Annotated in this window: 17 protein-coding genes; 11 read left to right on the forward strand and 6 right to left on the reverse strand. The window is 72.2% G+C overall.

Translation table 11 applies throughout. The features are described from left to right. Positions 1–246: 246 nt before the first annotated feature. A complete protein-coding gene (locus ACZ7MG_RS36670; protein ID WP_471383874.1) occupies positions 247–1,023 on the reverse strand; it encodes a hypothetical protein in 777 nt (258 codons plus the stop codon). A 161-nt stretch (positions 1,024–1,184) separates the two neighbouring features. Then, positions 1,185–2,870 carry a PucR family transcriptional regulator gene (locus tag ACZ7MG_RS36675; protein WP_471383871.1) on the reverse strand — a complete coding sequence of 562 codons (1,686 nt, stop codon included), beginning with the start codon at positions 2,868–2,870 and terminating at the stop codon, positions 1,185–1,187. 264 nt (positions 2,871–3,134) lie between these two features. Between ACZ7MG_RS36675 and ACZ7MG_RS36680 the strand changes: the two genes are divergently transcribed. The 6 genes from ACZ7MG_RS36680 (at position 3,135) to ACZ7MG_RS36705 (ending at position 11,483) form a co-directional block, all read left to right on the forward strand. Further along, entirely contained in the window at positions 3,135–4,025 is an 891-nt protein-coding gene (locus ACZ7MG_RS36680) for an FAD binding domain-containing protein (RefSeq protein WP_471383869.1), read from the forward strand. Further along, positions 4,025–4,627: a (2Fe-2S)-binding protein gene (locus ACZ7MG_RS36685; protein WP_471383866.1), complete on the forward strand. Its 603-nt coding sequence runs from the start codon at positions 4,025–4,027 to the stop codon at positions 4,625–4,627. The genes ACZ7MG_RS36680 and ACZ7MG_RS36685 overlap by 1 nt, the downstream gene beginning before the upstream one ends. Positions 4,628–4,629: 2 nt before the next feature. Beyond that, entirely contained in the window at positions 4,630–7,017 is a 2,388-nt protein-coding gene (locus tag ACZ7MG_RS36690; RefSeq protein ID WP_471383865.1) for a xanthine dehydrogenase family protein molybdopterin-binding subunit, read from the forward strand. Between the two features lie 387 nt (positions 7,018–7,404). Beyond that, a complete protein-coding gene (locus tag ACZ7MG_RS36695) occupies positions 7,405–8,850 on the forward strand; it encodes an NCS2 family permease (RefSeq protein ID WP_471383862.1) in 1,446 nt (481 codons plus the stop codon). A gap of 54 nt (positions 8,851–8,904) precedes the next feature. Next, on the forward strand, positions 8,905–10,068 hold the full coding sequence (locus ACZ7MG_RS36700) for an XdhC family protein (RefSeq protein WP_471383859.1): 1,164 nt from the start codon (positions 8,905–8,907) through the stop codon (positions 10,066–10,068). Between the two features lie 374 nt (positions 10,069–10,442). Next, the gene (locus tag ACZ7MG_RS36705) at positions 10,443–11,483 is read left to right on the forward strand and encodes a hypothetical protein (protein ID WP_471383856.1); all 1,041 of its coding nucleotides are present in this window, start codon (positions 10,443–10,445) and stop codon (positions 11,481–11,483) included. Positions 11,484–11,521: 38 nt separating this feature from the next. On the opposite strand, the gene ACZ7MG_RS36710 is transcribed toward ACZ7MG_RS36705, so the two are convergent. Together ACZ7MG_RS36710 and ACZ7MG_RS36715 are read right to left on the reverse strand one after the other, a co-directional pair. After that, a complete protein-coding gene (locus tag ACZ7MG_RS36710; protein ID WP_471383853.1) occupies positions 11,522–12,175 on the reverse strand; it encodes a class I SAM-dependent DNA methyltransferase in 654 nt (217 codons plus the stop codon). A gap of 69 nt (positions 12,176–12,244) precedes the next feature. Then, positions 12,245–12,718 (reverse strand): SRPBCC family protein, encoded by a 474-nt coding sequence (locus ACZ7MG_RS36715; RefSeq protein ID WP_471383850.1) that lies wholly within the window; start codon positions 12,716–12,718, stop codon positions 12,245–12,247. A 159-nt stretch (positions 12,719–12,877) separates the two neighbouring features. Between ACZ7MG_RS36715 and ACZ7MG_RS36720 the strand changes: the two genes are divergently transcribed. After that, on the forward strand, positions 12,878–14,140 hold the full coding sequence (locus ACZ7MG_RS36720; protein ID WP_471383848.1) for a cytochrome P450: 1,263 nt from the start codon (positions 12,878–12,880) through the stop codon (positions 14,138–14,140). A gap of 56 nt (positions 14,141–14,196) precedes the next feature. Here the strand turns inward: ACZ7MG_RS36720 and ACZ7MG_RS36725 are convergent, their stop codons facing one another. Next, positions 14,197–15,546 (reverse strand): Gfo/Idh/MocA family protein, encoded by a 1,350-nt coding sequence (locus ACZ7MG_RS36725; RefSeq protein ID WP_471383845.1) that lies wholly within the window; start codon positions 15,544–15,546, stop codon positions 14,197–14,199. Between the two features lie 65 nt (positions 15,547–15,611). Here ACZ7MG_RS36725 and ACZ7MG_RS36730 point away from each other — a divergent pair, with 65 nt between their 5' ends. From ACZ7MG_RS36730 to ACZ7MG_RS36745, 4 genes are read left to right on the forward strand one after another with little or no spacing between them, the layout of a single operon-like run. Further along, a complete protein-coding gene (locus tag ACZ7MG_RS36730) occupies positions 15,612–16,907 on the forward strand; it encodes an ABC transporter substrate-binding protein (RefSeq protein WP_471383842.1) in 1,296 nt (431 codons plus the stop codon). Next, positions 16,904–17,845, forward strand: coding sequence for a carbohydrate ABC transporter permease (locus ACZ7MG_RS36735; protein ID WP_471383840.1), 942 nt, complete (start codon positions 16,904–16,906; stop codon positions 17,843–17,845). The genes ACZ7MG_RS36730 and ACZ7MG_RS36735 overlap by 4 nt, the downstream gene beginning before the upstream one ends. Next, a complete protein-coding gene (locus ACZ7MG_RS36740; RefSeq protein ID WP_471383838.1) occupies positions 17,842–18,714 on the forward strand; it encodes a carbohydrate ABC transporter permease in 873 nt (290 codons plus the stop codon). Before ACZ7MG_RS36735 ends, ACZ7MG_RS36740 begins: the two co-directional genes overlap by 4 nt. Positions 18,715–18,719: 5 nt before the next feature. Beyond that, a complete protein-coding gene (locus tag ACZ7MG_RS36745; protein ID WP_471383836.1) occupies positions 18,720–19,322 on the forward strand; it encodes a hypothetical protein in 603 nt (200 codons plus the stop codon). Between the two features lie 307 nt (positions 19,323–19,629). On the opposite strand, the gene ACZ7MG_RS36750 is transcribed toward ACZ7MG_RS36745, so the two are convergent. Next, positions 19,630–20,004 carry a DoxX family protein gene (locus ACZ7MG_RS36750; RefSeq protein ID WP_471383834.1) on the reverse strand — a complete coding sequence of 125 codons (375 nt, stop codon included), beginning with the start codon at positions 20,002–20,004 and terminating at the stop codon, positions 19,630–19,632. Between the last annotated feature and the right edge of the window lie 2 nt (positions 20,005–20,006).

Consider the following 20,006-nt stretch of genomic DNA (forward strand, 5'->3'; position numbering starts at 1 on the left):
CCAGGCCCCTGCGGGCCTGAAAGACCAGCCCTCCGCGGCTCGAAAGGCGACCGGCGGCGGGCCTGAAAGAGCAGGCCCCGCAGGCCTGAAGACCCGCCCTCCGCGGCCTGAAAGGTGACTGGCGGCGGGGCTGAAAAGCGCGGGGCGTAGCCCCGGCTTTTCAGGGGCGCGGGGAACTGCGCGAGAAGCCCCACGCACCCGCAGCCGCCAACGCACCCCGCACCCCCCGAGCTATCAGGCGCCCCGTCACGCCGTCGCGGCCGGCGGTGGGGCCAACTGGCGGGCCAGCCACGTCGGTACGCCGCCCAGGAGCCGGAACAACCGCCCGGCCTCTTCGCGAAGGCGGGACGCCTCCGGTTCGGACTCCGTGTCGGCCAGGGACACGAGCGCCGGCGCCGTGCCCACCAGATAGCCCAACTCCTCCCGGATACGCAGGGATTCGGCGAAGCCGTGCCGCGCTTCGGCCAACTCCCCGTCCCGGAAGGCGAGTCCGGCGAGATGACGCCAGGTGAAGGACTGCAGGAGTAGATCGTCGTGCGCTGTCGCCCCCGCGTGCGCCCGCCGGTACGCGGCGCGAGCCGCCTGCGGGGAGCGGGCGAGGTTCTCGGCGAGCACCCCCCGGCGGAAGTCGAGCAGGGCCCGCCCCGGCGCCCCCGGCGCGATCAGCGCCGCCGCCCGCCCGAGCGCCGCCCGCGCCTCGTCGGCGCGGTCCCGGACACCCAGCAGCGTGGCCGCGTAGGCCAGTTGACCGCGCTCACAAGCCGCCGCACCCCGCTCGTCGTCGGTCCGCGCCTGCGCCTCCGCCGTACGCAGCGCGTCCTCCGCGTCCTCCCAGCCCTGCTCGGTGTAGAGGCAGCGCTCGACCAGCAGCGAGGTCCGCTGGAGCGAGGCCTGTGGGGTGTCGGGCTCGATCAGGGCCGCCGCGTCGACCCAGCAGGCGCGTGAACGCAGCCGCCACACCGCGGTCTGGAGCGGTTCGTCACCGGCGGTCGTTCCCTCACCAGACATGGCGGGATGCGCCACGTTGCCCTCCCCGAGCACACCATTGAGCTTTGAGTGGTGGCGGCATCTCAACACGGATCACGGGGCCCGGCCAAGGGGGTGGGTGAAGGAATTCACAAAGTCATGGGGTGCGGACGGCGTGCGGACGGCGCACTTGGATCTTCGTCCACCACCCCCTGACGTCAACTCATGCGCAGGGCCAGGAAGAAGTCCAGCTTGTCCTCCAGCCGGGAGAGGTCCCGGCCCGTCAGCTGCTCGATGCGGCCCACCCGGTATCGCAGCGTGTTGACGTGCAGATGGAGCCGCGCGGCGCAGCGCGTCCAGGAGCCGTCGCAGTCGAGGAACGCCTCCAGGGTCGGGATCAGCTCGGCGCGGTGCCGGCGGTCGTAGTCGCGCAGCGGGTCGAGGAGCCGCGCCGTGAAGGCACGGCGGACGTCGTCGGGGACGAAGGGGAGCAGCAGCACGTGCGAGGCCAGCTCCTGGTGGCCGGCCGCGCAGACCCGCCCGGAGCGGGCCGCCGCCACCCGACGGGCGTGCCGGGCCTCCTCCAGCGCCCCGCGCAGCCCCTCCGCCGAGTGCACGGCCGCGCTGACGCCCAGCGTGAGCCGCCCGTCGTCGTCGAGACCGGCGGCCAGCGGGCCCCGTACGGCCGCGAGGAGCGCGTCGGCGTGGAGACCGGCCTCCGAGCCGTCGGGCTCCGAGGAGACCGCCGGGAGGGGGACGAGGGCGATGGCCTCCTCACCCGTGTGGGCCACCGCGATCCGGTCGGACGGTTCGGGGCCGGTCGCCAGGGGGTCGACGAGGATCTCCTCCAGGAGCGCCTGGGTGACCGGGCCGCTGTCGACCTCGCTGCCGTCCCACTCGACCCGGGCGACGACGACCTGCCAGTGCGGTGCCGACCCGAGGCCGGGCAGCAGCACCGGCGCGGCGACCCGCAGCCGGGCCGCGATCTCGGCCGGGGCCGCCCCCGCCTGCACCAGCTCCAGGATCTCCTGGGCGAGCCGGCGCCGTACCGTACGGGCCGCGTCGCGCCGGTCGCGCTCGACCGCGATCAGCTGGGTGACGCCGTACAGCAGGTCGAGCCGCTCGGCGGGCCAGTCCCCGGCGTCGGCCTCGACGGCGAGGAGCCAGTCGGACAGCACGGTCTCGCGGATGTCCCGGGCGGCGCCCGGCGTACGCCCCGCGCTGCTGATCGGGAAGAGGGAGTACATGGTGGTGCCGACGGCCACCCGGTGCGGGCCGCGCCGCCCGGTGCGGGCCGCCGCCAGGTGCTCGGCGGCCAGCCGGGCGCACAGCTCGGGGGGCAGCCCGGCGGGCGGGGTGGGGCCCGCGACCTTGGGGCCCGCGACGAGGCGGCCGGCGGGGGAGAGCACCCAGGCGCGCAGGTCCAGGTCGGAGCCGAGCAGGTCCAGGACGACGTCCGGGCCGCCGCCCGCCGGGCCCGAGGTCATCATCCGGCGGTGCCGGTCCACCACGGCGGCCAGATCCCCGGCGCGCTCCCCGGAGACCTGCCGTACGACGTGCTCGGTGATGGTCGCGAAGGCCACCGACTCGTGGACCGCGAAGAGCGGCAGCCGGTGCCGGGCGCAGGCCACGACGATGTCCTCGGGGACGGCGCCCAGCTCGGCCTCGCCGGCGGCCAGCGCGGTGACCCCGGCGGCGGCCAGCAGCCGTACGAAGGGCTCCGAGTCGGCCGCGTCACGGCGCCAGGCGAGGCCCGTGAGCACCAGCTCACCGCCGGAGAGGTAGCGGCTGGGGTCCCTGAGGTCGGTGGTCATCACACCGCGCACGGTGCGGTCCAGCTCGTCCTCGCCGCCGAGCAGCCGCAGCCCCAGCGCGTCGGTGTCCAGCAGTGCGCGCAGGCGCATTCTCGTCGCCGCCGTTCCTGTCTCGGGAACAAGGATGTTTCCAGGGGAAGACCAAGAGGTTGCAGATGTCCTCCGTTCATACGAATCTACAAGATGCGCCCCCTGGCCAGCCAACTCCTTCATGTTTTCCGTGACTGACCGGGGCGGAGGAGGGGACGGTGTACTGAAGCTCAGGACACGTGAACAGCACATGAACGAGCCGGGCCCGCCGCACACGATCTGGCTCAAAGAGAACGACTCCAGACGAAGAAGAGAGCCGGTTCCATGGACTTCCTTCGCCCCGCCAGCTGGGAGGAGGCGCTCGCCGCGAAGGCCGAGCACCCCACCGCTGTGCCGATCGCCGGCGGCACCGATGTGATGGTCGAGATCAACTTCGACCACCGTCGGCCCGAGTATCTGCTCGACCTCAACCGCATCGGCGAACTCTCCGAGTGGGAGGTGGGGGAGAGGACGGTGCGGCTGGGCGCGTCCGTCCCCTACACACAGATCATGGAGCACCTCCGTCCCGAGCTGCCCGGCCTCGCCCTGGCCTCGCACACGGTCGCCTCCCCGCAGATCCGCAACCGCGGCGGCGTCGGCGGCAACCTCGGCACCGCCTCCCCGGCCGGCGACGCCCACCCGGCCCTCCTCGCGGCGGGCGCCCAGGTCGAGGCCGAGTCCGTACGGGGGTCCCGGCTCATCCCCATCGACGACTTCTACACCGGCGTGAAGCGCAACGCGCTCGCGCCCGACGAGCTGATCCGCGCCGTCCACATCGACAAGGCGGACGGCCCGCAGCAGTACTCGAAGGTCGGCACCCGCAACGCCATGGTCATCGCCGTGTGCGCCTTCGGGCTCGCCCTGCACCCGGCCTCCCGCACCGTCCGCACCGGCATCGGCTCGGCCGCCCCGACCCCGATCCGGGCCAGGGCCGCCGAGGAGTTCCTGAACGCGGCGCTCGACGAGGGCGGCTTCTGGGACGACGGCCGGATCATCACCCCGTCCGTCGCCAAGCAGTTCGCGGACCTCTGCGCCGGAGCTTGCAACCCGATCGACGACGTACGCGGCACCGCGAGCTACCGCCGCCACGCGGTCGGCGTCATGGCCCGCCGCACGCTGATGTGGACCTGGGAGTCCTACCGCGGCACCGCCCGCGCCACGGAGGGAGTCGCGTAATGCGCGTCAGTTTCACGGTCAACGGCCGTCCGCAGGAAGCCGACGACGTGTGGGAGGGCGAGTCCCTGCTGTACGTGCTGCGCGAGCGGATGGGCCTGCCCGGCTCCAAGAACGCCTGTGAGCAGGGCGAGTGCGGCTCCTGCACGGTCCGCCTCGACGGCGTCCCGGTGTGCTCGTGCCTGGTCGCCGCCGGACAGGTGGAGGGACGGGAGGTCGTCACGGTCGAGGGGCTGGCCGACTTCGCCAAGCAGCGGGCGGAGCAGGGTGGTTGCGCGTCCGGTGGGTGCGGTTCCCCTGCGGGGAGCGGGACTTCGCTCGACGAGGCCAAGCGGTGGGCGGCCCGGGGCACCGACTCGCAGACCGGCGAGGGCGGCGAACTGTCGCCCGTCCAACAGGCGTTCATCGACGCCGGCGCCGTGCAGTGCGGCTTCTGCACCCCCGGTCTGCTGGTCGCCGCCGACGAGATGCTGGAGCGCACCCCGAACCCGAGCGACGCGGACATCCGCGAGGCGCTGTCGGGCAACCTGTGCCGCTGCACCGGCTACGAGAAGATCATGGACGCGGTCCGCCTGGCCGCCGCCCGGCAGTCCGAAGGGGTCTGACCATGGGAACCACCGGCCTGCCCGTCCACCTCACCCAGGGCTCGCGCACCAAGGGCGGCATCGGCGAGTCCACACTCCGCCCGGACGGCACCCTCAAGGTCACCGGCGAGTTCGCGTACTCCTCCGACATGTGGCACGAGGACATGCTCTGGGGCCAGATCCTGCGCTCCACGGTCGCCCACGCCGAGATCCTCTCCATCGACACCGCCGAGGCCCTCGCCACCCCCGGCGTCTACGCCGTGATGACATACGACGACCTCCCGACCGAGGTGCGGAACTACGGCCTGGAGATCCAGGACACCCCGGTCCTCGCCCACGGCAAGGTCCGCCACCACGGCGAGCCCGTCGCGATCGTCGCCGCCGACCACCCGGAGACCGCGCGCCGCGCCGCCGCCAAGATCAAGGTGGAGTACCGCGAACTGCCGGTCATCACCGACGAGGCCTCCGCGACCGCGCCGGACGCCGTCCTCGTCCACGAGGGCCGCGACGACCACCACGTCACGCATGTCGCCCACCCGAACATCGTCCACCGCCAGCCGATCGTCCGCGGCGATGTGGCCGCGGCCCGGGAGCGGGCGGACGTGATCGTCGAGGGCGAGTACGTCTTCGGCATGCAGGACCAGGCCTTCCTGGGCCCCGAGTCCGGGCTCGCCGTGCCCGCCGAGGACGGCGGTGTCGACCTCTACATCGCCACCCAGTGGCTCCACTCCGACCTGCGCCAGATCGCGCCCGTGCTCGGCCTGCCCGAGGACAAGGTCCGCATGACCCTGGCCGGGGTCGGCGGCGCCTTCGGCGGCCGCGAGGACCTGTCCATGCAGATCCACGCCTGTCTGCTGGCCCTGCGCACCGGCAAACCGGTCAAGATCGTCTACAACCGCTTCGAGTCCTTCTTCGGCCACGTCCACCGCCACCCCGCCAAGCTCCACTACGAGCACGGGGCGACGCGCGACGGCAAGCTCACGCACCTCAAGGCCCGCATCGTCCTGGACGGCGGCGCCTACGCCTCCGCCTCCCCGGCCGTCGTCGGCAACGCGGCCTCGCTCGGCGCCGGGCCGTATGTCATCGACGACGTCGACATCGAGGCGATCGCCCTCTACACCAACAACCCGCCCTGCGGCGCGATGCGCGGCTTCGGCGCGGTCCAGGCCTGCTTCGCCTACGAGGCACAGATGGACAAGCTGGCGGCGAAACTCGGCATGGACCCGGTGGAGCTGCGGCAGCTCAACGCCATGGAGCAGGGCACCCTCCTGCCCACCGGCCAGCCCGTCGACTCCCCTGCCCCGGTCGCCGAACTCCTGCGCCGCGTCAAGGCGATGCCCCTGCCGCCGGAGCAGCAGTGGCGCACGGCGGGCGAGGCCGCGGACGTACGGCAGCTGCCGGGCGGCCTGTCCAACACCACGCACGGCGAGGGCGTCGTCCGGGGCGTCGGCTACGCGGTCGGCATCAAGAACGTCGGCTTCTCCGAGGGGTTCGACGACTACTCGACGGCACGGGTGCGGATGGAGGTCGTCGGCGGTGAGGCGGTCGCGACCGTCCACACGGCCATGGCGGAGGTCGGCCAGGGCGGCATCACCGTCCACGCGCAGATCGCCCGCACGGAGCTGGGCGTCGCCCAGGTGACGATCAACCCCGCCGACACACAGGTGGGTTCGGCGGGCTCGACCTCCGCGTCCCGGCAGACGTACGTCACGGGGGGCGCGGTCCGCAACAGCTGCGAGCTGGTGCGCGAGAAGGTGCTGGCGCTGGGCCGCCGCAAGTTCGGTACGTACCACCCGGCTTGGGCGACGGCCGAACTGCTCCTGGAGGGCGGCAAGGTCGTCACCGACGGAGGTGAGGTGCTGGCCGACCTGGTGGACGTCCTCGGTGACGAGGCCGTCGAGGTCGAGGCGGAGTGGCGGCACCGGCCGACCGAGCCGTTCGATCTGCGGACCGGGCAGGGCTTCGGGCATGTCCAGTACTCCTTCGCCGCGCACCGGGCCGTCGTCGAGGTCGACACCGAGCTGGGCATGGTCAAGGTCGTCGAACTGGCCTGCGCGCAGGATGTCGGCAAGGCGCTCAACCCGCTGTCCGTGGTGGGCCAGATCCAGGGCGGTACGACCCAGGGGCTGGGCATCGCGGTCATGGAGGAGATCGTCGTCGACCCGAAGACCGCGAAGGTGCGTAATCCGTCCTTCACGGACTACCTCATCCCCACGATCCTCGACACGCCGACCATCCCTGTCGACGTGCTCGAACTCGCCGACGATCACGCGCCGTACGGGTTGCGTGGGGTCGGGGAGGCTCCGACCCTGTCTTCGACTCCGGCCGTGCTCGCGGCGATTCGCTCCGCGACGGGGTTGGAGTTGAACAGGACGCCGGTACGGCCGGAGCACTTGACCGGCACGGCGTAGTCCGTGACCGCCGGGCGCCTATGAGCTCGGGGGTGCGGGATCTGTGGCGGGTGCGGGTCCGGTGGGGCTTCTCGCGCAGTTCCCCGCGCCCCTGAAAAGCCGGGGCTGCGCCCCGTGCTTTTCACCCGCCACCGGGCCCTTTCAGTCCGGCCGCCGGTCGCTTTTCAAGTCCGCGGGAGGCTGGTCTTTCAGGCCCGCAGGGGCCTGGTCTTTTAGGGGCGCGGGGAACTGCGCGAGAAGCCCCACCGGACCCGCACTCGACAACGCACCTCACCAGCGCACACACCACGTTCGTCTCGGGCCGTCCCCCGGGTCGGGCACCTTCCAAATCCCGCCGAAGCCCAGAGCAACGGCCGGGTGTCCCTGTGAACCTTGGGAGAAGGCCCCATGACCCAACAGTCGCTGAAGCCGAGGACGGCCGCCGAAGGCACCCCCGCCCCGGCCGGCCGGTCCCGCCTCGACCGGTACTTCCACATCACCCGGCGAGGATCGACCGCCGCCCGGGAGGTCCGCGGTGGCGTCACCACCTTCATGGCGATGGCGTACATCCTCCTGCTCAACCCGCTCATCCTGTCCGGCCCGGACGCCGCGGGCGCCACGCTCGGCCAGCGGGCGCTGATCACGGCGACCGCCCTCGCCGCGGCCGTCAGCACGCTGCTGATGGGCTTCGTCGGCAAGGTCCCGCTCGCCCTCGCCGCCGGTCTCTCCGTCTCCGGGGTCATCGCCTCGCAGGTCGCCCCGCAGATGACCTGGCCGCAGGCGATGGGCATGTGTGTGATGTACGGCGTGATCATCATGCTGCTGGTCGTCACCGGCCTCCGCGAGATGATCATGAACGCTATCCCGCTGGCCCTGAAACACGCGATCACCATGGGCATCGGCCTGTTCGTCGCCCTGATCGGCTTCTACAAGGCCGGGTTCGTGCACCAGGGCGAGGCGACCCCGGTCAGTCTCGGCCCCGCCGGAGAACTCGCCGGCTGGCCCGTCCTCCTCTTCGCGGTCACCCTCCTCGCGATCTTCATGCTCCAGGCCCGTGGCGTCCCCGGCGCGATCCTGCTCGGCATCGTCGGCGGCACGGTCCTCGCCGTCATCCTCAACGCCCTCGACGTCATCGATCCGAGGCAATGGGCGAGCGGCGCACCGGAGTTGCACGGCAGCGCCGTCTCGATGCCCGACTTCTCGCTCTTCGGGCAGGTCGAGTTCGGCGGCTGGGGCGACGTCGGCGCGATGACGGTCGGCATGATCGTCTTCACCCTGGTGCTCGCCGGGTTCTTCGACGCGATGGCCACCATCATCGGCGTCGGCACGGAGGCCGGGCTCGCCGACGACAAGGGGCGGATGCCGGGGCTGTCCAAGGCGCTGTTCATCGACGGCGCGGGCGGCGCGATCGGCGGTGTGGCCGGCGGCTCGGGCCAGACCGTGTTCGTCGAGTCGGCGACGGGGGTGGGGGAGGGCGCGCGTACCGGCCTCTCCTCCGTCGTCACCGGCCTGTTCTTCGCGGCCTGTCTGTTCTTCACCCCGCTCACGGCGATCGTGCCCGGCGAGGTCGCCGCCGCCGCGCTCGTCGTCATCGGCGCCATGATGATGATGAACGCCCGGCACGTCGACTGGTCCGACCGGGCCACCGCGATCCCCGTCTTCCTGACCGTCGTGATCATGCCGTTCACGTACTCCATCACCGCGGGCGTCGCCGCCGGAGTCATCTCCTACGTCGCCATCAAGCTCGCCCAGGGCCGGGCACGGGAGATCGGCGCGTTCATGTGGGGCCTGACGGTGGTCTTCGTCGTCTTCTTCGCCCTCAACCCGATCGAGAGCTGGATGGGCGTGCACTAGCGCCCGCCCGGCACGTAACGTCCGCGCAACCGCCGTACGAGGAGACCGAGAGACATGCTGGACATCGCCGAAGAACTGCACCGGTGGGTCGAGCGGGGGCGTGACTTCGCCGTGGCCACCGTGGTGGCCGTGGGCGGCAGCGCGCCTCGCCGGCCGGGCGCCGCCCTCGCGGTGGACGCCGACGGCACGGCGATCGGCTCGGTCTCCGGCGGTTGCGTGGAGGGCGCCGTCTACGACCTGTGCCAACAGGCCCTGGCCGACGGCGAGACGGTCCTCGAACGCTTCGGCTACAGCGACGACGACGCCTTCGCCGTCGGCCTGACCTGCGGCGGCGTCATCGACATCCTCGTCACCCCGGTGCGGGCCGGCGACCCCGTCCGCCCGGTGACCGCCGCCGCGCTCTCCGCCGCCGCGCGCGGGGAGGCGGCGGCCCTGGCCCGGATCGTCTCCGGCCCGGCGGAACTGCGGGGCCGCGCGCTGCTGGTCCGCCCGGACGGCTCGTACGACGGCGGCTACGGCGCCCACCCCGAACTGGACCGTACGGTCGCCGCCGAGGCCCGCGCCCTCCTCGACGCCGGCCGCACGGGCACCCTGGAGATCGGCGAGCAGGGCTCCCGCTGCGGGGCACCCCTCTCGGTGCTCGTCGAGTCGTCCGTCCCGCCGCCCCGGATGATCGTCTTCGGGGCGATCGACTTCGCGTCGGCGCTGGTCCGGGTCGGCAAGTTCCTCGGCCACCATGTCACCGTCTGCGACGCCCGCCCCGTCTTCGCGACCCGGGCGCGCTTCCCGGAGGCGGACGAGATCGTCGTCGAGTGGCCCCACAAGTACCTGGAGCGGACCTCCGTGGACGCCCGCACGGTCCTCTGCGTTCTCACCCACGACGCCAAGTTCGACGTCCCCCTTCTCCAACTCGCCCTACGGCTCCCCGTCGCCTACGTCGGCGCGATGGGCTCCCGCCGCACCCACCTCGACCGCAACGAACGCCTCCGCGAAGTCGGCGTCACCGAACTGGAGTTGGCCCGCCTCCGTTCACCCATCGGCCTCGACCTCGGCGCCCGCACACCGGAGGAGACGGCGCTCTCCATCGCCGCCGAGATCGTCGCCGACCGCCGCGGCGGCACCGGCGTCTCCCTCACCGGCGCGCACACCCCCATCCACCACGACACCTCCCTCACCTCCCCCGACCTCCGCCAACTCCCCGGCCTCCGCGTCTCCTGACCCCGACCCACCCCACCGGCTTGACCCCCGGCCCCCCAGGCCCGACCGTTGCGGTACGGCAACAGCAGTACGGGGGCGAAGAGTTGAGCACGGGGACGAGCGGGGAGCGCCCGAACGACGAGAGCGCGGGCGAGGGTACGAGCGGGCGCGTGAGCGGGGGCGCGAGCCGCCGGGACGGTGGTATGGCCCCGGAAACGGCCGGAGGCGCGCCGGGGGCAGGTCCGCCCGGCGGGGTGGCGTCCGGTGGCACCGGGCCGGGTGGCGACACGGGTCGTGGGGCCGCGGGTTCGGGTGGCGATCCTGGTTCGGGTGGCGGTCCTGGTGCTGGTGGCGGTGGCGGTGGCGGCACCGTGGCTTCGGGCGGTGGCTCGGGGTTGCGCGGAAGCCCGGGCGGCGGGGCTGTGGAGTCGGCCGGAGCCTCGGACGACGGTGACTCGGAGCTGGGTGGAGGCCAGGGCGGCGAGGGTGCCGGTGCGGGCGCTGCTCCGACAGGCCGAGTCGCGGTCTCGGGTGGGCATGCCGCGGAGTCGGCCGGCGGCTCGGGCCGCGTCCCGCACTCCGGTGGGCATCCGGACAACAGCGACGCGGCCATGCACGCGAGCCAGGACGTCGGCCACGCCGGTTCGGGCGAGAGTCCGCACGACGATCTGGCGGGTTCCGGCGGGAGCCGCGACGGGGCCCACGCGGGGCCGGACGGCGGTGGCGTTGACCCCGGCGTGGACCACGGTCCGGCCGCCGATGCCGATGCCGATGCTGAGGTGAATGCCGGGGCCGGGGCCGGTGCTGATGCCGGAGCCGATGGCGAGGCCGGTGCCGAGGCCGGCGAGACACGTGATCGGCGGCGGCTGTCGGCCCTCTCGACGACCCTGCTCGGCCTCTTCCTCCTCGCCGACGTCGTCTTCGTCTGCGGGGCTCTCGTGACGCTCTGGCCGGCGGTGCTGGCGACCGTGGAGCCAGGGGCGGAGCCCACGGCCACGGCGCGGTGGTCGCCGTTCGGGCTCGGGGACTGGGCGTTGACCGCCGACACCGCGATGCTGCTCGCCGTGGTGGTGTGCAGCGCGCTCGGCAGTTTCGTGCACGCGGCCACGTCCTTCGCCACGTACGTCGGCAACCGGCGGCTCTACGCGAGCTGGCTGTGGTGGTACCTGCTGCGCGCCGGCATCGGGGTGGCTTTGGCCCTGCTGGTCTACTTCCTGCTGCGCGGCGGTCTGTTCGCCGGCAGCTCCGGCGCGGGCGCGACCAACCCGTACGGCTTCTCCGGCATCGCCGGGCTCTGCGGACTGTTCTCCAAGCAGGCCACCGACAAGCTCCGCGAGATCTGCGACACCCTCCTCAGCACCACGGGCGACGGCGACCGCGACCGCCGTGACGGCCTGGCCGCCGCCGCCCGCAACGGGGACCCGGGCGCGTCCTGACCGGGCCCAGGGCCTCACGCCCGGGGCACCCCGGCGCTTCACCCCGGCTTGCGCGCCAGCACGTACGCCTGAGGGGTGCTCGCCGTGGTGCCGGGCCCGTCGGCCTCCCGCACCAGCCGCGCCGACTCCACGAACCCGGCGTCCCCCAGCAGCCCGGCGATCCGCTCCGGCGGGAAGCGGTGGACGTCGAGGTCGAGCGGGTGGCCGTACGCGTGGGACAGGTGGACGGAGTCGTCGCCGACCTTGTAGGCGAGCGCGAGGAGGCCGCCGGGGGCGAGCACCCGATGGAACTCGGCGAACAGCGGCGGGAGTTCGGCCGGCGGGGTGTGGACCGTGGAGTACCAGGCGACGGCGCCCGCCAGCGAGCCGTCCTCGAAGTCGAGCGCGGCCATCGTGCCCACGTCGAACCGGAGCCGGGGGTGCGCCCAGCGGGCCACGGCGACCATCTCCGGCGAGAGGTCCACACCGCAGATGTCGAGCCCCAGCGAGGCCAGATGCCCGGTGACCCGCCCCGGCCCGCACCCCAGATCCGCGACCCGTCCACCTCCGGCGCCCAGCACCCGTTCGGCGAACACCCCTAACGTGGCCCGCTCGAACGGGCTGTTCGCCAACTCGTCCCTCAACAGCCTCTCGTAGTCGGCGGCGACGGTGTCGTAGGACTCCCGGGTGGTACGCAGCTGGTGTGTGGTCATGGTCCGGGACGGTAGTCGGTGGGTCTGACAACTATCCCGAACACCGGCCGGACCATGGCCTGTCGGGGATCAGTCCACCCTCCGGACTTCGCACGTCCCCTGGTCCTCGCCCGCCAGCAGCGCGTCCATCGCCCGCCCGAACATCCGCCGCGCCAGCCACCCCAGCGGCCGGTCGAAGAGCCCCGGCAGCCCCCGCACCCGCAGATCCTCCCGCCACACCGCCCGCGACGCGCCGTCCCCGTACGGATGGACCTCGATCTCCGCCCACCCGGTCACGAACGAACCGTGCTTGACGAGACGGCACTTCCCGGGGGCGGCCCCCTCCGGCGGCTGCCAGACCGTGACCTCCATCGGGTCGTCGAAGCCGAGCGGCCCGACCCCGCTGCGCGCCACGAACACCGTGCCCTCACCGGCCGGCGGCGGGGTGCGCACGGTGACGCGGGTCAGCGGGACGACGTCGGCGTGCCGGGGCCAGTCGGTGAGGCGCTGCCAGACGCGGTCGGCGGGCAGCCGCGAGAGCCGTTCGAGGCGGAAGAGAACCACGGGGTGATCGTAGGCGAGCCATCACGGACGGGGCGGGCGACCCAGCCACGGGTCAGGAAGGCCATGCTGCGGGCCCACCGCCCGGCCCCTACCGCCCCACGGCCCCGTACGGCACGATGAGCGCGACCGCACGCCCGCCCCAGGCCGGAAGGTGCTCCCGTGGACTCTGAACTGCACGGCAGGCTGGACGAGTTGCAGCGGGACCCGTATCCGCACTACGCGCGCGCCAGGGCGGCGGAGGGGCTGACGTACGTCCCCGAGCTGGACTCCTGGCTGGTCGCGCGGGACGCCGACGTACGGGAGGCGCTGCGGCGCCCGGAGGACTTCTCCTCGGCCAACGCGCTGCGCCCGGACGTGATGCCCGCGCCCGCCGCGCTGGCCGTGCTCGGCGGCGGCTTCGGCGGCCGGCCCGTCGTGGTCACCTCCGACGGCACCCTGCACCAGGAGCTCCGCGCGCCCATCGTCCGGGGGCTGTCGCCGGCCCGGGGCGCGGCCGTCCTGCCGTACGCCGCCGAGCGGGCCGCCGCCCTGGTCGACGGCTTCATCAAGAACGCCGAGGACGGCCAGGAGGCGGACGGCAAGAGCGAGGGCGGTCGGGTCGAGCTGATGTCCGCGTACGCGGGACGGCTGCCCGGCGAGGTCATCGGGCGGCTCGTCGGGTTCGACCCGGACGACGTACCGGCGCTGGTGCACGGCGGGCACCGGGCCGAGCAGTTGCTGTTCCGGCCCATGACGGAGGCCGAACAGATCGCGGCGGCCGAGGACGTAGTCGCCACCGCCCACCGACTCGACGCCTTCGTCCGCGCCCGGCACGCCGACCCGCGCGAGGACCTGGGCACCGAACTCATCGTCTCCGTCGCCGGAACGGACACCGCCGAGCTGACGCTCGATCACCGCCACCAGATCGTCGCCCACTTGCAGAACCTGCTCATCGCCGGGCACCTGACCACGACCGCCCTCATCGGGACCACGCTGCTCCACCTCCTGCGCGACCGCCGTCAGTGGGAGCTGCTCTGCGCCGAGCCCGAGCGCATCCCGGCCGCCATCGAGGAGGCCCTCCGCCACGACACCGCGCTGCAGGGCTTCCGCCGTGTCACCACCCGCCCGGTGACCCTCGCCGGTACCGAACTCCCCGCCGGGGCACCGGTGTTCCTCGCCTTCGGCAGCGCCAACCGGGACCCCTCCCGCCATCCGCGCGCCGACGACTTCGACATCGCCCGCACCACCGCCGCCCGCCATCTCTCCTTCGGTCTCGGCACCCACACCTGCCCCGGCTCCCTGCTCGCCCGGGAACAACTCCGCCTCACCCTGGAGCAGTTGACCAGCCGCCTGCCCGGCCTGCACCTCGCCCAGGACCAACGGATCACCATGCGCCCGACCTTGATCCACCGCGCCCCGGAGCGCCTCGAACTCATCTGGTGACCGACGCACCGATCACGGGCCCGGGCGGGCGCGCCTCAGGCGAAAGCCACACAAAGCTACACATCAAGCAACTCCCGCGCCGCCACCGGCATCCCCGTCTCCAGCGACCGGTTCGCCGCCAGCCCCGTCACCAGCGACCGCGCCCCGTCCACCGCGTCGGCCGCCCGCTCCAACGCGTCCGGCACCCGCTCCCCGAACAGATCGGCCAGCATCCGCACATCACCGCCCCCGTGACCGCCCTCGCCCGCCGGTACCTTCACCTCGCGCGGGCGCTCCCAGAAGCGGCGGACCAACAGCTCGGTCCGGCCGGGCTCCTCACCGGCCTCGGCGCCGTGCAGCACCGGGCTCGCGCCGGTCGTACGGACGTGGGGCCGGGTCCAGGTGGACTCCTCGACGAGTAGTTCGAGGCGGCCCTCGCTGCCGTTGAAGGCGATGCGGTAGCCCTCCCAGGGGGAGTAGGCGGTGAGGTGGTAGGTGAGGGTGGCGCCGGAGGAGTAGCGGACGAGGACCGCCATGTCGTCCTCGATGGTCACGCCGGGGCCGAAGACGTTCCGGTCGCGGTGGTAGCCGTCCTCCCGCTCGGCGTCCAGGTAGAGCGAGGTGAGGACGGGGGAGTCCTGGAGGTGCAGGGCGAAGGGGTCGGTCACGGCCGCCGGGGAGCCGTGGGCGCGGCCGTAGTCCCGGGCGAGCCCCCGGCGGCGGCCCGCCTCGTCGCCGTAGAAGAACAGGCCGCCCTGGGCGAAGACGGTCTCGGGGCGGGAGCCGAGCCACCAGTTGACCAGGTCGAAGTGGTGGGTCGACTTGTGGACGAGGAGGCCGCCGGAGTTCGTCTTCTCCCGGTGCCAGCGGCGGAAGTAGTCGGCGCCGTGCCGCAGATCGAGCAGCCACTCGAAGTGCACCGAGCCGACCTCGCCGATCTCACCGCTCGCGAGCAGCTCCCGTACGGCCGAATGGACCGGGTTGTAGCGGTAGTTGAAGGAGACGCGCACCTCGCGGCCCGTTCGCCGTCGTGCCTCCAGGATGCGGCGGGCGCGCTCGGCGTCGGTCGTCATCGGCTTCTCCGTGACGACCTCGCAGCCCGCCTCCAGGGCCCGGACGATGTACTCGTCGTGGAACCGGTCCACCGTGCAGACCACGACCAGGTCGACCCGCTCACGGCGCAGCATCTCCGCGAAGTCCTCGGCGGCGTACACCGGTACGGGCGCGCGGTCCGGGTGGTCGGCCGCGATCCAGGCGTTGTGGACGGCCATGCGGTGCGCGTTGGTGTCGCAGAAGCCCACCAGGTCGATCCGGTCCGCGAAGGGTCCCGTCAGCGCCTCGGTGAACATCCGCGCGCGGGCCCCGAGCCCCACCACGGCGGCCCGGCGGCGGCGAAGGGAGGTGGTGCAGGGGTCTTGTTCTGACATCCGGACCTTCCCTAGGGTCGTACAGGGGGGTGGAAGCGCTTTCTAGTGAAAGAGGTGACCCACTCATGCCCCGAATCAGGACGAGGAAGTCCTGGAAACCCCGTGCGGCGGCCACCGCGCTGGCGCTCTCCGCGCTGCTCACCGGCTGCTCCGGACCGGACGGGTCGGGCGGTGGCGGCGGCGAGGTCGTCCTGCGCTACACCTGGTGGGGCAACCCGGACCGGGCCGCCAGAACCCAGGCGGCCGTCGACCTCTTCGAGAAGCGGAACCCGGGGATCGAGGTCCAGACCTCGTTCGCCGGCTACGAGGCCTACAAGCAGAAGCTCGCCACCCAGGCCGCCGGCGGTGACGCGCCCGATGTGATGCAGCTCGACTACCGCATGATCGACCAGTACGCCTCCGGTGGCGTGCTCCTCGACCTGGCCGGGCAGCAACAGGCCCTGGACACCGCCGAGTTCGAGCCCGGACTGCTCGCCACCGGCAAGGTCGACGGCAAGCAGTACGCCGTACCGCAGGGGCGCGGCACCGAGACCATGGTCTACGACACCGAGAAGTGGCGGGCCGCCGGTCTCGAACCACCCCGCGTGGGCTGGACCTGGAGCGAATGGGCCGACGCCATGCGGACGGTGGCGGAGAAGACGGGGGCGCCCGGCGGTACCGATCCCGGGCAGAGCGAGGACGCCTTCGAGATCTGGCTGCGCGGCCAGGGCAGGTCCCTCTACACCGAGGACAGACAACTCGGCTTCGACGCCGACGACTTGACCCGCTGGTGGACCTTCACCGACAAGCTCCGCCGGGAGGGCGCGGTTTCGGCGGCCGAGCAGACCACCCAGATCGACGGCACGGTCGAGAACACCCCGCTCGGCCGGGGCAAGGCCGCCTCCGACGTCAACTGGGACGCCCCCGCGAGCGGTTACCTCGCCCTCGTGCCCACCGGGATCTCCCTAGCCCCCATGCCGGCGGGCGAGGATGGCACCCCCGGCCAGTACTTCAAGCCCTCCATGTTCATGGGCGTGGCCGCCGACTCCGGCCACCCCGAGGAGTCCGCCCGGCTCGTCGACTTCCTGCTCAATGACAACGATGCCGCGAAGATCCTCGGCGCCACCCGGGGCATCCCCGTCAACGAGTCGATCCGCCAGGACATCGCCGCCGGCCTCAAGGACTTTGACAAGACCATCTACGACTACCAGGCCACCGTCGAAGGAAAACTCGACCCGCCGCCCCAGGCACCCCCCTCCGGCGACAGCGCCTTGCAGACCACCTTCCAGCGCGACTACGACCAGGTCTCCTACGAGCGGATGTCCCCCCGCGAGGCCGCCGAGGACTACGTCACCGAGGCGAAGGCGGAGCTGAGGTCATGACCACCACACAGCTGCCGACGACCGTACGGAAGAAGGGAGTTCAGCAGCCGGACCGATCCAACCGCCCGCGTCGGCGTGAGGGCGCGGCCTGGGTGTTCCTCTCCCCCTGGGTGCTCGGGGCCTGCGTCCTGACCCTGCTCCCCATGGCCGTCTCGCTCTACCTCTCCTTCACCGACTACGACCTGTTCAACTCCCCGAACTGGGTGGGCCTGCGCAACTACACCCAGATGTTCACCGAGGACCCCCGCTACTGGCGCTCGGTGGCGACCACCCTCATGTACGTCGTCATCGCCGTACCCCTCCAACTGGCCCTCGCCCTCCTGGTCGCGCTGGCCCTGAAGAACATGAGGCGCGGCCGGGGCTTCTACCGCTCCGCCTTCTACGCCCCCTCCCTCCTCGGCGCGTCCATGTCCATCGCCCTGGTGTGGCGGGCGATCTTCAACGACGGCGGTACGGTCGACAACCTCCTCGGCACCGGCGGCTGGGTCAACCGGCCCGGCTGGGCGCTGCTCGCGGTGGCCCTGCTCACGGTGTGGCAGTTCGGCGCCCCGATGGTCATCTTCCTCGCCGGACTGCAGCAGATCCCGGGGGAGTTGTACGAGGCGGCCGAGGTGGACGGGGCGAGTGCCTGGCGCCGGTTCCTGTCGATCACGGTCCCGATGCTGTCGCCCGTGATCTTCTTCAACCTGGTGCTCCAGACCATCCAGGCCTTCCAGGTCTTCACCCCCGCCTTCGCGATCAGCGCGGGCAAGGGCGGCCCGGCCGACTCCACGCTCTTCTACACCCTCTACCTCTACGACCGGGGCTTCGTCGCCTCCCACATGGGCTACGCCTCCGCCATGGCCTGGGTCCTGCTGCTGGCCATCGGCGTGGTCACCGCGATCCTGTTCCGCACGTCCCGCTCCTGGGTCTTCTACGCCTCCGAGGGGGACCGATGACCACCAGTACACCCTCAACTCCCGTAGCCCGCAAGCCGGTTGCCTGGCGGCGGGTGGCCCTGCACGCGGGTTGTCTGGCCGCGCTCCTGGTCATGCTGTATCCGCTGGCCTGGCTGCTCGCGACCTCCGTGAAGCCGGCCAACGAGGTCATCGCCAGCCTCGATCTGCTGCCGAGCCGGCTGGAATGGTCCAACTACGAGACCGCGCTCGACGGCGTCAACGACGTGTCGGTGGGGCGGCTGCTCGGCAACTCGCTGCTGATCGCGGGCGGCGCGGTCGTCGGGAACGTGCTGTCCTGCTCTCTGGCCGCGTACGCCTTCGCGCGGCTGCGGTTCCGCTTCCGCGGACCGCTGTTCGCGTTCATGATCGCGACGATCATGCTGCCGCATCACGCGGTGCTGATCCCGCAGTACATCATCTTCAACCAGCTCGGCATGGTGAACACCTACTGGCCGCTGATCCTGCCGAAATTCCTGGCCACGGAAGCGTTCTTCGTCTTTCTCATCGTGCAGTTCATGCGGGGACTGCCGAGGGAACTGGAGGAGGCGGCGCGGATCGACGGCTGCGGGCCCTTCCGGAGTTTCTTCTCGGTGATTCTGCCGCTCACCCGGCCGGCTCTCATCACCACCGCGATCTTCACCTTCATCTGGACCTGGAACGACTTCTTCACCCAGCTGATCTATCTCTTCTCGCCCGAGAAGTTCACCCCGACGCTGGCCCTGCGGTCCTTCGTCGACGCGTCCAGCACCTCGGCGTTCGGGCCGATGTTCGCCATGTCCGTCATCGCCCTCCTTCCGATCGTGTTGTTCTTCCTCGCGTTCCAGAGGTTCCTGGTGGAGGGCATGGCCAATTCCGGGATCAAGGGGTGATCGGCATGCGCCCCGTGCGGACGAACACGGAAGCGGGCGAGATCTTCGGCCCCCGTATGACGCTGTTCGCGGACGTGCTGAGCGTGGGGGTCGCCGTGGCGGTGGTGAGCCTTCCGCTGGTGACGTTGCCTGCGGCGCTGTCCACGGCCTGTGCGGTGTTGCGGGGTGTGGGGGAGGGGCGGCCGGTCACGGCCAGGGGGTTCCTGGTGGCGCTACGGCGACGGCTGCGGGTCGGTGACCTCGTCGCCGGGGTCGTGGCCGGCTTCGGGCTGGCCCTCGCCCTCGTCGATGTGGCCCTCGCCGGGGCGGGGCTGCCCGGGGGGCGGGCCTTCGCGTTGCTCGCCGCGGCCATCGGGGTGGTGGGTGTTGTGGTGGGGTTGCGGGCTTGTGGGCGGCCCGAGTCGGTTGTCGACTGGCCGGGGGCGGTGCGGGGTGCTGCGCGGGATGCGGGGCGGGATCTGGGTGGCAGTGGGTTGGTGGTGCTCGCTGTGGCGACGGCCGTGTTGTGTGCGTGGATGCTTTTGCCCTTGGCGTTTCTCGTGCCGGGGTTGCTGGCGCTGGCGTTGACCGCGGTCGAGGTGCGCGTGAGGGGGGTGGGGGTTCGCTGATTCGGCGGGTGCGGGCCGGTGGGGCTTCTCGCGCAGTTCCCCGCGCCCCTGAAAAGCCGGGGCTGCGCCCCGAGCTTTTCAGGCCCGCCGCCGGTCGCTTTCAGGCCCGCCGCCGGTCGCTTTCAGGCCCGCCGCCGGTCGCTTTCAGGCCCGCCGCCGGTCGCTTTCAGGCCCGCCCGCGGTCGTCTTTCGGGCCGCGGAGGGCTGGTCTTTCAGGCCCGCAGAGCCTGGTTTTTTAGGGGCGCGGGGAACTGCGCGACCAGCCCCCACCGGGCCCGCGCCCGACGAACGAACCGTGCCTTGAGGGTCAGAACGCGTACGGGCCGAAGCGGCCCCAGGCCACCACCGCGGCCAGGATCAGCAGGACCAGCGCCGGGGCGGACTCCTTGGTCTCGTCGCGGCGGACGTGGAAGACGACCGCGCCGAGCATGGTGACGGCGAGACCCGTCGCGGCGAGGGGGACGAAGACCGTGGCGATGTCGAGGACGGCGGGGAGGACCAGACCGATGCCGCCCAGCGCCTCCAGTGCGCCGATGGTCTTGACCATGCCGGGGGAGAACGCCTCGACCCAGGTCATGCCGGAAGCGGCCAGCTTCTCCTTCGACTGGAGGGTCTTCATCAGACCGGCGGCGAGGAAGGCCGCCGCGAGGAGGCTCGCGATGATCCACAGAGTGACGTTCATGG

The organism is Streptomyces sp. NPDC107538 (assembly GCF_055657445.1).